The organism is Chlorogloeopsis sp. ULAP02, assembly GCF_038404745.2.
Lineage (GTDB): Bacteria > Cyanobacteriota > Cyanobacteriia > Cyanobacteriales > Nostocaceae > Chlorogloeopsis.
Genome location: NZ_JAYKTT020000059.1, coordinates 31,918 through 47,708, shown reverse-complemented (window position 1 = coordinate 47,708; position 15,791 = coordinate 31,918). Strand labels below are relative to the sequence as shown.

Here is a 15,791-nt window from a genome sequence, read left to right as displayed (position 1 = left end):
GATCGGATTTTACATCTCAGACTGAAGTGCATTTTTTTGCAAACGTTGTTTGAGCTTGGCTTTACCAGATGTCAGTTTTTCCGGACGACGATCAATTTTGCGCTCCATCGCTGCATCCTCTGACTGATGCAGATATTGTGCTAGGGAATTAATAGTTGTGTATTTTAACAAGTCCAGCATTGATAATTCTTTGGGAAATGTTTGACTCAATTGGCTATGAACTTTCAGCATAAGTAGGGAATCTCCACCGATGTCAAAGAAGTTATCGTGAATGCCTACTTTCTCAATGTTGAGTGTCTGTTGCCAAATGGTAGCGATGGTGCGTTCTAGCTCAGTTTGTGGCATTACATAACTATCTGCTAATTCTGGACACAAAATATCTGGTGGAGGTAGCACTTGGCGGTTAATTTTACCGTTTGGTGTCAATGGTAAGCTATCTAAAATGACGAAAGCAGAAGGCATCATGTAACCAGGGAATCTTTCTTTGAGAAAATTACGTAACTCGCTGGTTGTCGGTACTGAAGCAGGGATAGGAACAACATAAGCCACTATTTGCTTTTCATCAGGTGTGTCTTCACGGGCTATGACTGCAGTTTGCTGTAATTTAGGGTGCTGGCTAAGAACTGCCTCAATTTCCCCTAATTCAATCCGAAAACCCCGAATCTTGACTTGGAAGTCTATCCGCCCCACGTATTCAATCATGCCATCGCTACCATAGCGAGCCAAGTCTCCTGTTTTGTATAACCTTGCTTTCGGTTGCTGACTAAATGGGTTGGGAATGAATCTTTCTGCTGTCAAATCCGGGCGATTCAAGTAACCCCGCGCCAGTCCAATACCACCGATATACAATTCACCGATGACTCCGATGGGTAACGGTCGTAGATGACGGTCGAGAATGTAAGTTTGCGTGTTAGCGATCGCTCGACCTATCGGAGGTTGACCATTATTATTAAGCTGACATTCCACTACTGTGGCACAAACAGTTGATTCTGTCGGCCCGTAGGCATTGAAGAACTTTTTATCTATAGCCCATTTTGCTACCAAGTCTTGGGTACAAGCTTCTCCGGCGACGATTACTACTTGCAAGTCTGGTAATTCTTCGTTGGGTAAGGTGGCTAAGACTGAAGGTGGGAGCGTAATATGTGTAATTGCTTGCTCACGCAACAGTTTGATGAAATCTGGGCCTGGCAATAAGGAAATTGATGTTCCTAAACAAAGTTTGGCTCCAGAACCAAGAGCCATGACTATTTCCCAAATAGAGGCATCAAAGCTTGAAGAAGCAAATTGGAGAATGCAGCTATCGCCTTGGACATCGAAAATGTCAATTTGGGCTTGCACTAGGTTACACAACCCTTGGTGTTCGAGCAGCACGCCTTTGGGAGTACCTGTTGAGCCTGATGTATGGATAATATAAGCTAGATTATTGGCTGTAACTCTACTATCGGGGTTTTCTGTGCTTGAGTGGGCGATCGCTTCCCAATCGGAGTCTAGACAAACTACTTGCGCCCAGTGTGAGGGTAAATTCTCTAACAAATGCTCCTGAGTCAAAATTACTGGTGGCTGGACATCTTCATAGTACAAAAGACAGTCGTTCAAATGGATAAGTCGGATCTATTGGTACATAAACACCACCAGCTTTCAAAATACCTAGTAATCCCACAATCATCTCTAATGAGCGTTCTACGCAAACAACTACCGGTATTTCTGCCCCAACACCTAGTGCTTGTAGATAGTGCGCTAATTGGTTGGCTTTGGCGTTCAACTCTCGATAGGTGAGCAGTTTTTCTGCAAAAATTAATGCAGTGGCGTTGGGCGATCGCTCTACTTGGGCTGCAAATAGCTGATGAAAGCATTGATCCTGGGGATATTTTGCGTTTGTATTGTTCCACTCGACTAGTATCTGTTGCTGTTCTGAATCGGTTAACAATGGCAATGCGGATAGTTTCTGCTCTGGTTGTGTCACTACACCTATTAGTAAGGTTTGCAGATGTTCTAGCATTCGGATAATAGAAATGCGATCAAACTGGGAGCGATCGTAGTTAATTTGTAGTATTAATTCAGGATTTAACTTTGCTTTGACTGTAACTGGGAAGTTAATTGGCTCCCAAGTCTGAACGTTTTGCGCTGGTAAGAAATTTGCAAATAAAGTATCTTCTAAAACAACGCAGCTTTCAAACAGCAGTACTCCACTTGGTAAATTACTTAATTTTTGGAGTTGTGCTAGTGAGATGTAATTGTGTTGACGTAGATTAGCTAACTCGGTTTGCAGTTCTTGTAACCAAGATAAAACTGTTTCCTCAGGTTTTATTAATACTGCTATTGGTAAAATATTTGTCAAAAAATTCACTACAGATTCAGTGTTTGGAAGTTCTGAATTTCGACCAGAAAATGCAGTTCCAAACAGCACTTTTTCATCACCACTGTAGTAACTCAACAGCAAAGCCCAAACACCTTGCAAGATAGTATCCACATTTATCTGATACTGACTTACAAAAGATTGTAGTTCTGCTGTTATGGTTGCAGATATAGTCAATTGCTCATCAGCATACTGCTTTTTCCCTGCAAACGAACTACTAGAAATCTGCCCTACTCCTAATGAAGTTGGTGCAGTGAAATCCTTGAGCATCTGCTGCCAAAATACTTTTGTTGTATTGTTAATGTCCATAATAAATACAAACCACTACTGTTATTCAAGAGTTTTACCTTTAAATTAAATCGGTTCGCATTATATATAAAATTATCGTGACAATCTCCAGAGCTATTTCAAAAAAATCTCCTTGTGACCAAATAATAATTCTGCTGTAATTCCTCGCTGCTTACATTCCTCAATTAACTTCTGAGCTTCAACAATTGGGCGAGATTGTTGAGTATATTGAATAGAAGTAAGAAACGTTAACCAAGGTTCTTGTCCCATCGCATATACATAAACAGATTGAGGATTAAATATACTAACTAAATCGATAACTTTGTTAGCGTCTGAACCATCTAATCTTCTGGACTGATCTAACTTTCTATTTAAAGGCTGAGTTAATAATGGCCCATATAGCCAACTTAAGGGGCCACCATCACATTCCATACCTACAAATATGACTTTAATTTCGCCCAAATAATCATAAATATGCTTGTATAACTTTGTCTCAATATTGTTTGAGTCAGCAGCTAATAATATTGAATTAGATTGTAAGTTAACTAGATAAGCTATTTTAGATCTAATATTTAAATCGGCGTGTTCACCTAAAAAGGGTAATCCCATAATTATACCATCTTCAATAGAAATGGTTTCCATTTCATCAATTTCTTGCACTTGATGAAATCCTATATTTTGCAGCATTAATTTTAAAGAAGGATCGGCTAATCCTCCACCATTATTTTTAGGTACAATTAAGTTAATAATTTTGTGCCGCAATTGTAACAAAGTTTCGAGCATACAGTGGTCTTGGTGATTATGAGTAATTAATACATAATCAATACGTTCTGGTAAATCTTCGTATGTATAACGAGGAACTAAATTTTCACGAGCATTATCATATTTATAGTTAATAATAGGGTCACATAAAATACTATTGTTTTTATATTCAATTAAAATACAAGCATGACCAAAATAACGAATTCTTACAACATCTTGATGATATTGAACATAATGAGAAGGTGACTTTTCCGTAAAAAGTGATGTAAGTTTATCCTGTTCTTTTTTTGGAACTCCTAAAAGTTCTTGAATGTATTCTACAGGTTGAGGAATATTTTTTATTTTAAATAATTCATCTATGATTTTAGAGTTAAATGGTATGTTTAAATGCAAACATTTATCAGCTTTCAAAATGGGAGTACTAAAAGCAAAAGAACGACCACCATCTTGATTTATTAATGATAGTGCTATGCTTTGTGCTGAGGTGTTGTAGTATTTGCTTTTATAAAGCAATCCTTCTATAAAGCGAATAGAAGGTTGATTGTTTAAATCATAAACAAGCTCAACATAACCTTTTAAAATATCTGGTACTTTTTGATATATAGCTTCTAGAGAATATCCCTTTGCATCACTTCTTAGTATGAGTTCAAGTTCTTTTATGGCTGCGGCAAAATCTATAAGATGGGATTGAAATTTTGTGATTTTGTCCAGCAGGTTTTTAATGTCATCGACTCTACTAGCATCATAATTTATAAATGCGCCGCCAATCATTTTAGGATTTTTGAGCGCTGTTATATGGACATGGGGCGCTGATATAAACGAATGCATGATTTTTAAATGTGAATTCGTTGTATACATGGCAGCAGTTGCTGGTGATATTAAATATGACCAGGCATACCACTGATTAAATAAAGGTTCTGCAACTACATTTTGTTTCAGATAAAGTTTATTGCTCGACATAATTTGAACTTCTCTTATTCAAGAATCTGAATATTATTTGGAAAAGAGTGATAGATAAGTAGATGCATTCAATTTCAACTCTATCACTCTATTGCTGTTGCTAGTTTACCGCTGAAAAATCTTGGTTAAGATTGCAACACAATGTTAGTCAACATAGTATTCATTTTGTTGACAGATTCGATATACTCTTTTTCTGGAACTGATTCGGCGACGATGCCAGCCCCAGCATTTAAGTAGATTGAGCCACCATATTGGTAAACTGAACGAATAGCGATTGCTAAATCTGCTGCTCCATGACAATTTATCCAACCGATTCCACCAGCGTAAATTCCTCTTGGTTCGTCTTCTAAAAGATCAATCCAATTTAGGGCTTTTTCTTTATTAATTCCAGAGACAGTAATCCCTGGAAACAATACCTTGAGAGCATCCCACAAAGTATTGTCTGGCTTGAGTTGACCGCCGACACGAGATGATAAATGTTGCACACACCGATATTTTTTAACTTCCATAAAATCAAAAACTCTAATGGTTTCTGGTAAACACAGTGAAGTAATTTCATTTTGTGCTAACCAAATCGATAGAGAGTGTTCTTTTACTTCTTTCGCATCTGTAAATAGTTCACCGCTTAAGCGAATATCTTCTGCCAAACTTTCTCCACGAGGTCGAGTTGCTGCTAGGGGGTTTGTAATCACAAACCCATTTTCACTAACTTGCATAAGAATTTCAGGACTAAAGCCAACTGCACTAACATCTCCGACATTGAGACAGTAAGAACGTGCTGAATTATTAACTCTAGCTCCCACTACATAAGTTCCTAAAACATCCAAATTACCAACTAATTTAACTGAGCGAGAAATAATTGCTTTGTGCAACTCACCTCTTTGAATGCTCGTAAAAATACCAGCTTGAATAAGATTCTGCAAAACAGCGATCGCATCTTTTTTACCTGGTATAAATGTTTCATGATATTTGATTTCTGTCTTTAATTTTGTACTCATCAATTTGACCTTTGGATAATTTATTAGTGAATTGTTTGGACAGTGAAATTTTGTGCTTTAGCTAGTAACTGGCGATGGATTTTACCTGTAGAGGTACGAGGTAAGTTGGGGACAAAGCGAATTATTTTGGGAGCTTTAAAGTGGGGTAATTGTTGTTTGGCAAATTTACAAATACTATCTTTTAGTTCTGAAGATGGCTCTTGTCCTGGTTTGAGACTGACATAAGCAACAATCTGAGATAAATGTTGGCTATCAATAAACTCTTGTGTTATCGCTACCTCTAACACCTGTGGATGTTGATGTAAGACATCTTCAATTTCCATAGGCGATATCCACTGACCGTTGACTTTGAACAGGTCATCATTGCGTCCCATAAACCAGAAATAGCCTTCTTGATCTTGCAAATATTTATCTCCAGTGCGCATGGAATTGCCATAAATTACCTTCCTTGTCTCCGGAAGCCGATTCCAGTACCCCAGCATTAAACTTTCTCCCTGTACTTGCAGGTTGCCAATTTCTCCAGGCAGACAGGGAGAGCCATTTTCATCTACTACTTGGACATCATATCCAGCGATCGGACGACCAGAACTTCCAGGTTTGGAATCTTCTACACTATTGGAGAGAAAAATGTGTAAAAACTCTGTAGTTCCTATCCCTTCACAAATTTTGTGGTTGTAAATTTCAAACCATTGTTGCCAAATACTCTTAGGTAATTGTTCTGCTGCTGATACACACAAACGCAAAGAGGAAACGTCTAAAACGCAGATTTCTTTTACCACTAACACAGAAGCATAGACGCTGGGTATGCCAAATAGTACTGTGGGTCGATAATGGTGAATGTCACTAATGATATCAAAAGCATTGCTAGCATCCGACAGCACTGCACTTGCACCAACTGCCATTGGCATATAAAGGGTGTTCCCTAAGCCATAGGCAAAAGGCATCTTAGCGACTGAATAGATAATGTCGTCTGAATTTAAGCCAAGGGTTGCTTTGCCATAATATTCTGCACATACCACCATACTCTGATGGAGGTGAATTACACCCTTGGGACGACCTGTGCTACCGGAAGTGTAGAGCCAAAAAGCTGGTTCGTAAGGAGAGGTATCTGCACATGGCAGAAGTTCATCTTGTTCAGTCAGTAAGGACATGAATGAGTTTTCTCCATCCATCAGCAGTAGATGACGCAAAAACTGAGATGGAATTGGTGTTAGTTTCTGCTGCCATTGTTTAGTTGTGAGTAAAATCTTGGCACGAGAATCCTGTAGAACATATCGGATATCATCTATACTACTGGCTGTGTTAATCGGAACTGGCACAGCACCCAACCAGATGGCACCCCAGAAGGCAAACACAAACTCTGGACTGTCTGGTAGCAAGATAGCTATGCGATTTTCCCGCTCTAGATGAAGGCTAGAAAGTAACCTAGCAGTACGCTGCACAAAGCTACTAACTTGTGCATAAGTGCATATCAGATCTTGATAATAAAAGGCTATTTTTTCACTACGCCGTTGTTTGAGGTTGCTCTCTATAAAGTGAGCTGCGACATTAAAGACTTGAGGCAACTGTTCAGAAATGCTATTCATCTTATTAGATTTCCTTTATCTTATTCGTTGCTCAAACTAGAACTTAATTTAGCGATCGCAATACCATTTATTAAATGTCGCTAAGTAGTTGAAGACATAACTGCTCTTTTACCTGGTGTTAGCAGCCATCGAAGCTGCAACTAAATTACAGAGTTCACTCAGTGTGATGTCATGTCGAGATTGGAGCTTGAGATTGACTCCCAGTTTACGTTTTAATCCCAAGGCAATTTCTACTATTTCCATAGAATCAATCTGCAAATTGCTTTGCAGGTAAGTGCTTTCATGAAGTAACTCTTCCGCAACCCCCAAATCAATCAATATTGCCTTGAGAGTATTCATTATGTTGAGAGTATCCATGCAGTAAAATTCCTTAATGTCACTATTTTTTAAATGGGGCAAATACTTTATAGGTCTAGCAGTCAAGACTGCATTCAAATAGTTCCCTGTTTTCTACTCTTGTGAGGGTTTTAGCCCAAAATTTTATTACTTCTCAAAATCAACCTTGTCTAAACAATATTCCAGTAGAACGTGATTGGGAAAAGTCTGGGGTATAGTTCAATGCTGCTTTGTGAGAAATACTATGCGATCGCTAGCCACCAGGCTAAAATTTTTGTTGTTTACTTATTGCAACTAATTTCCAACACTTTGCTTAGTCTAGTGGAATTTTATTTTATTTGTAACTATATAGCTATAGACAATTCTTATCAAAAAAATTGTTTGCAGTGAGGGTAACTATCTCAGTTAAGAATATATCTTATGATAGATGCTAAATATTCTACGTTTCAACTTAAGGATTATATATAGTCTATTTCTTTGACCTTTGGGAAGTCGATTCTTATGACTATTAAAATCAGCTGGCGGCTGCTCCGTGAGAGTTAGGTTAGATTATTGCAAAGTCTATATATGATAATTATTTGCAGTTAACTATGACTTTAATGTAATATTATTCTCAAATAAGAGGTTAATTATATTAGCAAATTGTAGTAATTATCTGTATCAAATTTGTATTGTATATAACTACATTATCAAGAGTACTTAGGGTATGGGACAGCAAATGATATTAAAGCAGTTGTTGAAAGTTGGGTCAGTGACGGCTTGTTTCTGGCTGTGCATGACAAATCTAGCAATGTCTCAGGTAATACCCAATCAACAGCTACAAGGCAAATCTGCACTTACTAAGATGCTACGCAATTCTAGTTTAATTAGAGACCTTCCTCTCACTAGCACACAAGTACTTGTACAGTCACCAACTAACCCCCCTGCTTCCCCCCTTGGGGGGCTGAAGGGGAGTGTTGTGCAAGTGACGGGAGTCAAAGCCAACTCTACTGACAAAGGCATGGAGTTGATTTTACAGACATCCAAAGGGGAAGAGTTGCAAATCACAAATCGCAGTACTGGTAATAGCTTTATTGTTGATATTCTCAATACTCAACTGCGTTTGCCTAGTGGCGAGACATTCACATTCCGCTCTGAAAAACCAATTGCAGGCATTACCGAAATCACGGTTACTAACTTTGATGCTAGTACTATCCGAGTAACAGTGACGGGTGAAGCAGATGCACCAATTGTTGAGTTGTTTGACAGTCCAGATGAGGGTTTGATTTTTAGTGTTGCGAGTGCAGTCGCTTCTACGCCTTCACCACAATCTCAACCAAGCCAGCTGGAGAGTGAAACCCAACAGGAAGAAACATCAGCGCAGGATGATGAACCAATTGAATTGCTAGTCACGGGTGAGCAAGATGGTTATTTTGTACCTAATGCCACAAGTGCAACTAGAACTGATACACCACTACGTGATATTCCGGCATCAATTCAGGTAGTTCCTCGACAGATTATTGAAGAACAACAAACCACCCAACTAGATGAAGCACTTCGGAACGTGAGTGGTGTAACCTCAGATAATACTTTTGGAGTTTTTACTGAATTTACTGTTCGTGGCTTTGACAGTGCGCCGTTTTTGCGAGATGGTTTCAGACAATATGGCGCTTTCCAAGTGATTCCAGAAACAGCAAATATTGAAACCATCGAAGTCCTTAAAGGGCCAGCTTCTATTTTATATGGTGATATTGAACCGGGCGGATTGATTAATGTGGTGAATAAAAAGCCTCTACCTGACCCTTTTTATGCAGCAGAAGTTCAGGTAGGAAGCGATGGTTTCTTTGCACCTCGCATTGATATTTCTGAATCCTTAACCGATGATCGCAACCTACTTGCTCGGCTGAATGCATTGTATAGACGAGATGACGGGTTTCGGGGCTATACTCAGCCCAACGAACGATTATTTGTAGCGCCAACTTTAACCTGGAAAATTAGCGATCGCACCGATCTAACAGTCGGATTGGAGTATACCGAAGACCGAAGACCGTTTGATGCGGGTTTGGTAGCCATTGGCAATGGTGTTATCAATGTTCCTCGCGATCGCATCACTAACGAACCAGACGATAAAAGTGAACAGAGTCTTTTCAATGTTGGCTACACTCTAGAGCATCGTTTCAGCGACAATTGGAAAATCAACAACGCATTTCGATATTTCAATCAAGATTATCTGGCGGATTTTTATTTTCCAGGCCCATTTAATCAGTCTACTGGCATTCTTCAACGTTCCTTCAATACACGCGACATAAATATTCAAACTTATACTTTACAAACTAATATTGTAGGGGAGTTTGCTACAGGTTCAATCAAGCATAAACTTTTATTGGGAGTTGACATAAATCGCCAAAATCAAGATTTCTTTGGACAGTTTGCTCCTGGGTTTTCTTCGCCTCTAAATATTTTTAATCCTGTTTACAGAGCTACTCCTAGACCTAATCTAGCCAACTTACCAGTGCTAGTTAATTTTACACAAGAATCAGACAGACTGGGTATCTATCTACAAGATCAGATTTCACTTTTTGACAATTTAAAACTACTGGCAGGTTTGCGCTACGACAATGTAGAACAAAAAACAATAAACAATCCAACAACTGTTAACCCCCGTAGTTCTGAAACAACCCAAAGCGATAATGCTGTTACTCCACGTTTGGGAATTGTTTATCAACCGATTCAAGAACTTTCTCTCTACGCCAGCTACTCACAATCTTTCACTCCCAATTCCGGTACCGCAGTTACTGGTAGTACTCTTGAACCCGAAAGGGGAGAAGGATATGAAGTGGGTGCAAAAGCTGAACTATTTGAAGGTAAGCTCTCTGCTACTTTGGCGTATTTCGATATTACCAAACAGAATGTTGCCAAGCCCGATCCCAACTTTCCTAACTTTTCGATTGCTAGTGGTGAAGAACGCAGTCGGGGTATTGAAATTGATGTAGTAGGACAAATCTTACCTGGATGGAATATCATTGCGGCTTACGCTTATACTGATGCTAAAGTGACAGAAGATACGAATCGCAATCTGATTGGTAATAGACTGTTTAACGTTCCTCAACACAACGCCAGTTTATGGACAACCTATACTATCCAAAAAGGTAGTTTGGAGGGATTAGGCTTTGGGATTGGATTTAACTACGTTAGCGATCGCGAAGGCGATTTAGCAAACACTTTCAAATTAGGTAGTTACTTTCTGACTAATGCTGCTGTTTTTTATCAACAAGAAAACTACCGATTTGCTATCAACGTCAAGAACCTTTTCGATGTCGAATATTTTGGCGCTTCCAATTCTGGTAGTAGAACCAGTGGTATTGAACCTGGTGCGCCTTTGACTGTCCTTGGCTCAATTTCAGTGCAGTTTTAATTGCAAATTAGCAAACAGTTCAAACAATTACTGAATCTTGACTAGATGGCTAACATGATACTGTTTGACAGGCTTTAGTTGCATTGGCTTGCCTGAGTTTAATGCACTCATGACCTCACCTATAGCTTCTATTCTAGCTTCATAGATACCAGATGTACTACCATCGGTAGCTGCGAAATGAATGCGCACTTCAGCCCAATTAGCTTCATGCTTGTCATCAACTTGTTCTTGTGCAACTATTTCTCCAGCTTTTAAGTAATCAAACCAAGACCATCCCAACTGCATCCAGATTTCGCGTTCAGCTATTTGCTCAAATTTGGTCAAACCCGACCATCCTCGGTAGTACTGGCGCAAGTCAGAGTGAGAACCATTTTGCTGAATCAGTAAATCCAGCACTTGTGGTTCTAAATGTCCCCATAACCGTCCTTGAGGAAAGTCAGCTAGAGTTGGAGCAAACTGATGACCTCCAAAGTGACTGGTTTGCCATACTCTTAATTTTCCGTTGGCGACTGGAGCATATTCTTTGCGTAATCGTCGATACAAAGGTGTGCCAAAACGACCGCAAGCAAGGTCAATTTGTGCATGAGTACAAACCAAGATTTCACGAATATGGTTAGTTTGTTGCTGATATTGCTGAAACCTTGGTAAATCGTTGGGTTGGTTGACTGAGTGATTTAGGATTGCTGTAATTAAATCTATTGTTTCTCCCTCTGGAACAAGATATTCTTGTTTCTCAAATTTGGCAAACATTTTGGCAGGACGATAGTAATATAATACACGAGTAAAATTTGGGACAGAATACTCGCGGTCAGGGGCAATTAACATTGGTCTAAGATTGATTCCATGCTGTAAAACTACTTGTTGGAATCCAGTCATTAGTGCCTTAAGTATTGGGTTTTGTTGAAAAGATTCTAACGTCCAAGGTTGCCTAAATTCCATAATTACCCAGCGATCGCAAGTGACTGCTGTTCCAATTTGGTCTTCTGAGTTGGCTTTTGAAACTAGCGAGCAAAAACGACAATCTGTTAGAGAAATTTGTAGAGTATTTTGAGTTTGCATATTGATTATTATCTCAATATAATATTAAGAATTTGTGAGATGAATACAGCCAGTTATTTATGATTTATACTAAGAAAAAATTTGTGTGGTAATTGTTAAAGTGTTTACGCAGATATTTTCTTGAGACTTTGAAAATCAGTGGCAAGAGATAATTTTGTTGCTAAAATAACACTGACAAGTGCGATCGCCATACTAACTGTAAAAACTCCCTTGAATCCAATCACTGTAGCCAGTAGACCACCAATAGCAGCAGCTATAGTACCACCAAAGTAAGCTATTGAATTTTGAAAAGTATAATCAGAGCCAGCTGTTTCTTTCCGGCTTTTATCCATCATGATTGTGGATGTAGTAATTGCTATCATTCCACTAGTAATACTAGTAACCGTTATGACAAAATAAAGAATAGGTAAACTAGCTATATTAAACGCCGGAAGTAGAAAAGCAGCTCTGGCAACAACCCAGAATGAACCAAACAACAAAAGAGCACGTTTTCGACCTAACGAATTAATTAAAACACCTGCTAACAAACCGCCAATCATTGTAATACATACACTCACAATTCCCAGCAACCACCCGATTTCTTCTAACGACAAGCCAATATCTACTAACAGAGGACGAAACATGATCGGTGCCATAGCATTGCCTGCTATATACAGTAATAAAAACAGCAACCAATACCACATTCCAGGAAGATTACAGAAGTTGATAAATGTTTTGAAGTAAGAAATAGGAATTAAAAGAATATTTCCTAATTTGGCTGATAGTTTTTGATTGCGACTTGTAGCTTGTTCATCTGTGGTATTTACTGCTTTATCCTGTTTTACATACCTTGTTTGCTGTATTTTTTCTTGATGTAATAATATTGGAATTATTGCTATCATCACAGTTAGCGCTATTATCAGCAGAACATTTCTCCATCCCCACCTATTCAGCAGAATTAGCAATCCTCCGCCAGCAAGAATACCTCCCAAAGCATTACCTAAACCTTGTATAGCATTACCTAAACCTCGCTCTTGCGGTTCTAGTAGACTAATCGCCAGAGCATCTGTGGCAATGTCTTGACTAGCTCCAGCGAAAAATAATACACCCATACATATAAGCAAGATAGTTAAATTTTTTTGGAGATCTAAAAAAGCACAAATTACTGTAATTCCCACAATCAAAAATTGAAAGCAGATAATCCAGAATCGATAATGTCCCCAACGAGTAAAACTATAACGGTCAATCACAGGTGCCCAAAGAAATTTCAGCGCCATTGGAAGACTCAGAATAGGAAGCAAGCCAATAACCTCTAAAGAAAGACCCTGCTGACGTAGTAAAATAGGCAGAGATTGAGAGAGAAAAAATGCGGGCATATACTGTGATATGTATAAGCTGCCGATTAAAGTGAATTTCTTGAGGTTGTTGGTACTCATTACTAAAACAGAGCGCTAGGGTACTTGGATCAAATAATTTTGGTAGGCAGAAGTTACTCTAATCTTCATTTTTCCTTTTAACTCTGTTAGGCTGGGAATAATCACTACACCCTTAGGGGTGCCTGTGGAATCAGAGGTATATTGCAGACAAGCTAAGATATTTTGATATGTAGAAGTTTCTTGCTAGGTGTTTTCTATTACCTCTGCAAGATTATCAGTAGCTAGTTACGGTGATGATAAGTTAAACCAACTGCTGATAGCTCTGATGTTGTAAAACGCTAATGTTAGCGAGTTATTGGAGTTAGTTAGTGAAATTTATTGAGAGTTATTTTTATTTAACCCTAATTACTATAACAAAATTAGTGGCATTAGCAATAACCTAATTTATCAGGATTGTTATTAATATCTGGGGATCTATCAGTTAACCTGATACTAAATTATTTATTACTTTCGGTAGATGACAAAAAATTAGATGACACGGAGATGGCGCATACATGACTGAGCAACTGACTTCAAATCATCAGCGCTATAGTCAAAAATTCTGTCAAAAGTGATCGCGCTTTTTCATTATCTTAACTTTGAAGTGATTCTAAGCACTAGAGTAAATCAGCCAAACTGATACATTTTTTGTATATATACCGCTAATTCACTCATAATTACCTAATTAGGATAATATTTTGCCGTTTTTGGATAGACTTACATACCAAAAAATAGTAGAATTTACGTATTTTGGTAACTGCAATTTCAATGGCTAGGTAAAACAGAAGACTAAAATTTCTAGTTATTATAATGACATCAAAACCATATCAAACAACAAATAAACGTTCTCCCCTTCAACGCTTACTTAACTACGGACAAAATTATCGCTCACAAATTTATCAGGCCTCAACCTATTCTATTATTAATACAATCTTAGATTTAGCACCACCTTGGTTAATCGGTGTTGCTGTAGATATATTAGTACAGCAACAAAATTCCTTCATAGGTAAATTAGGAATTAGAGATGTATTATGGCAATTTGTTTTACTTTCACTAATCACTGTTATTGTTTGGATATTTGAATCGCTTTCTCAGTATGCCTATGACAGGCTTTGGCGGAATTTAGCCCAAAATATCCAACATAATTTACGCCTAGATGCCTACAATCATTTACAACATTTAGAGTCAGCTTATTTTGAAGACAGTAGTACAGGTGGCTTGATGTCTATTTTGAGTGATGATATCAACCAACTGGAAGATTTTTTAAATGGGGGAGCAAATGAAATTATTCAAGTTACTACTTCATTCATAATTTTAATTGGTGGTGCGCTCTTTATTTTACCTCCTAGCATCACCATAGCAGCAATGTTGCCAATGCCATTTATTCTCTGGGGTTCTCTGGTATATCAAAGACGTCTCGAACCTCGTTATGCTGATGTCAGAGAAAAAGTCAGTTTTCTGAACTCTCGTTTAGCAAATAATATCAGTGGAATTAGTACAATTAAAAGTTATACTGCTGAAAATTATGAGAGTGCAAGATTAGCAAATGAAAGTGAGGCTTATAAAAAAAGTAACGCCAAAGCAATTAAACTTTCTGCCGCTTTTATCCCCGTAATTAGAATGTTGGTTTTAGTCGGATTCACGGCTTTATTATTTTTGGGAGGGATGGCAGCATATGCAGGAAGAATATCTATAGGTAATTATAGTGTTTTATTGGTTTTAGTACAAAGGTTATTGTGGCCGTTGGTATTTTTAGGAGAAACTTTTGATAGATATCAACGAGCAATGGCTTCTACGAAGCGCGTTATGGATTTGTTAGATACTCCCATCCAAATTACGACAGGAGATATACCTTTATTTGTTGAAAAAGTACGGGGTGAAGTTGAATTTAAAAATGTTACTTTTGCCTATCAAAATCGTGAAACAATAATTAAGAATTTATCTTTGCATATTCCTGCCGGAAAAACTATTGCTATTGTTGGTTCAACTGGTTCGGGTAAAAGCACATTAGTTAAATTATTACTGCGTTTTTATGATACTTCTAATGGTGTAATTACTATTGATGGAATTGATATTCAAAAATTGAATTTATCTGATTTACGTCGTAGCATTGGTTTAGTGAGTCAAGATGTATTTTTATTTCATGGTACAGTGGCAGAAAATATTGCCTACGGTACTTTTGATGCTACAGATGAAGCGATCGCCAATGCTGCAAAAATAGCTGAAGCACATGATTTTATTATGCGGCTTCCTCAAGGTTATGAAACAATAGTCGGGGAACGAGGACAAAAGTTATCTGGGGGACAACGCCAACGTATTGCTATAGCCAGAGCAATTGTGAAAGATCCACCGATTTTGATTTTAGATGAGGCGACATCTGCGGTGGATAACGAGACAGAAGCAGCAATTCAGCGCTCTTTAGACAAGATTACTGTGAATAGAACTACGATTGCGATCGCTCACCGTCTTTCCACGATTCGCAACAGTCATTGCATATGTGTGATGGATCATGGTCAAATTGTTGAGCAAGGTACGCATGAGGAATTACTAGCGCTTGATGGCATCTATGCAGGATTCTGGCGCGTGCAAACCGGGGTTCATTAATGCTTACTTTTTTACTAAAACCCAAAATTGGTATGAGCAGTATAATAGCCGTAA

General features: G+C 38.2%; 10 protein-coding genes. 2 read left to right on the top strand and 8 right to left on the bottom strand.

Annotation, left to right across the window (positions count from 1 at the left end):
• Positions 1-9: 9 nt before the first annotated feature.
• The 6 genes from U2718_RS20170 to U2718_RS20145 form a co-directional block, all read right to left on the bottom strand.
• On the bottom strand, positions 10-1,596 hold the full coding sequence (locus U2718_RS20170) for a non-ribosomal peptide synthetase (RefSeq protein ID WP_342002169.1): 1,587 nt from the start codon (positions 1,594-1,596) through the stop codon (positions 10-12).
• Positions 1,571-2,665: a condensation domain-containing protein gene (locus U2718_RS20165; protein ID WP_342002170.1), complete on the bottom strand. Its 1,095-nt coding sequence runs from the start codon at positions 2,663-2,665 to the stop codon at positions 1,571-1,573. Before U2718_RS20165 ends, U2718_RS20170 begins: the two co-directional genes overlap by 26 nt.
• Before the next feature lie 93 nt (positions 2,666-2,758).
• Positions 2,759-4,366, bottom strand: a complete 1,608-nt coding sequence (locus tag U2718_RS20160) for an MBL fold metallo-hydrolase (RefSeq protein ID WP_342002172.1) — start codon at positions 4,364-4,366, stop codon at positions 2,759-2,761.
• A 125-nt stretch (positions 4,367-4,491) separates the two neighbouring features.
• On the bottom strand, positions 4,492-5,364 hold the full coding sequence (locus tag U2718_RS20155; protein WP_342002175.1) for an anthranilate synthase component I family protein: 873 nt from the start codon (positions 5,362-5,364) through the stop codon (positions 4,492-4,494).
• A 23-nt stretch (positions 5,365-5,387) separates the two neighbouring features.
• Positions 5,388-6,950 (bottom strand): benzoate-CoA ligase family protein, encoded by a 1,563-nt coding sequence (locus U2718_RS20150; RefSeq protein ID WP_342002178.1) that lies wholly within the window; start codon positions 6,948-6,950, stop codon positions 5,388-5,390.
• Between the two features lie 108 nt (positions 6,951-7,058).
• A complete protein-coding gene (locus tag U2718_RS20145; protein ID WP_342002180.1) occupies positions 7,059-7,307 on the bottom strand; it encodes an acyl carrier protein in 249 nt (82 codons plus the stop codon).
• Positions 7,308-7,992: 685 nt separating this feature from the next.
• Here U2718_RS20145 and U2718_RS20140 point away from each other — a divergent pair.
• Positions 7,993-10,680, top strand: a complete 2,688-nt coding sequence (locus U2718_RS20140) for a TonB-dependent receptor (RefSeq protein ID WP_342002182.1) — start codon at positions 7,993-7,995, stop codon at positions 10,678-10,680.
• 27 nt (positions 10,681-10,707) lie between these two features.
• Here the strand turns inward: U2718_RS20140 and U2718_RS20135 are convergent, their stop codons facing one another.
• Complete coding sequence (locus tag U2718_RS20135; RefSeq protein ID WP_342002184.1) at positions 10,708-11,739, bottom strand: sucrase ferredoxin; 1,032 nt, start codon at positions 11,737-11,739, stop codon at positions 10,708-10,710.
• Positions 11,740-11,843: 104 nt separating this feature from the next.
• On the bottom strand, positions 11,844-13,154 hold the full coding sequence (locus U2718_RS20130; protein WP_342002186.1) for an MFS transporter: 1,311 nt from the start codon (positions 13,152-13,154) through the stop codon (positions 11,844-11,846).
• A gap of 789 nt (positions 13,155-13,943) precedes the next feature.
• On the opposite strand from U2718_RS20130, the gene U2718_RS20125 reads away from it, so the two are divergent.
• Positions 13,944-15,737 carry an ABC transporter ATP-binding protein gene (locus U2718_RS20125; RefSeq protein WP_342002188.1) on the top strand — a complete coding sequence of 598 codons (1,794 nt, stop codon included), beginning with the start codon at positions 13,944-13,946 and terminating at the stop codon, positions 15,735-15,737.
• Positions 15,738-15,791 lie beyond the last annotated feature (54 nt).